The 830-nt window shown below is 36.0% G+C and carries 1 protein-coding gene and 1 pseudogene; one reads left to right on the top strand and one right to left on the bottom strand.

Features of this window, described 5'->3' with window-relative positions; all coding sequences use genetic code 11:
* Positions 1-603, top strand: a 603-nt coding sequence (locus CBG25_RS19375; RefSeq protein ID WP_290603686.1) for an integrase core domain-containing protein, incomplete at its 5' end; no start/stop codon positions are given.
* A 60-nt stretch (positions 604-663) separates the two neighbouring features.
* Here the strand turns inward: CBG25_RS19375 and CBG25_RS19370 are convergent.
* A pseudogene (locus CBG25_RS19370) lies at positions 664-777 on the bottom strand (cold shock domain-containing protein); the annotation flags it as partial.
* Positions 778-830 lie beyond the last annotated feature (53 nt).

The raw sequence follows: 830 nt of genomic DNA, 5'->3' as shown, positions 1-830 counted from the left end.
AAGAAAGCACAGGATGATGAAGCCAGTGGTGAGATTGAAACAGCACATCCGGGTTACCTGGGGTCGCAGGACACTTTTTATGTTGGTCATTTAAAAGGTGTTGGTCGTATCTACCAACAAACTTATATTGATACTTACTGCAAAGTCGTTCATTGTAAACTTTACACAACGAAAAGTTCGATAACTGCTGCGGATTTATTAAATGACAAGGTTCTGCCTTTTTATGCCCAACATGGATTACCGATATTACGTATACTGACGGACAGAGGTAGTGAATATTGTGGTAAAGTTGAGCATCACGATTATCAACTTTATCTGGCTATCAACGATATTGATCACACAAAAACTAAGGCACGCTCGCCTCAAACTAATGGAATTTGTGAACGTTTTCATAAAACCGTATTACAAGAGTTCTACCAGGTAGTTTTTCGTAAGAAAATCTACGGTAATTTAGAGGAATTACAAACTGATTTAGATAAATGGTTAGAGGAATACAATAACCAGCGTACTCATCAAGGAAAAATGTGTTGCGGTCGAACACCCATAGCAACTTTACACGATGGAAAACAAATTTGGAGAGAAAAAGATTTAAATCAAATTTAGCCTGACAGATACTGTATAAATAACCGGTAACTGTCAGATCAAGTCTGAGCTACTACAACCCTGAATAGCAGAATAATGAACAAACACATCCTGACTGCCATTTTTGGGTGAAATAAATCCAAAACCTTTATCAGCGTTAAACCATTTAACAATACCTGTATTGATGCTTGACATATACGTTCCTTAATTTTGTTAATTAATCAAAAATCTCAAAGATTAACATGATT

The organism is Arsenophonus sp. ENCA (assembly GCF_002287155.1).
GTDB lineage: Bacteria > Pseudomonadota > Gammaproteobacteria > Enterobacterales > Enterobacteriaceae > Arsenophonus > Arsenophonus nilaparvatae.
This window is presented reverse-complemented; position numbering and strand designations above follow the sequence as displayed.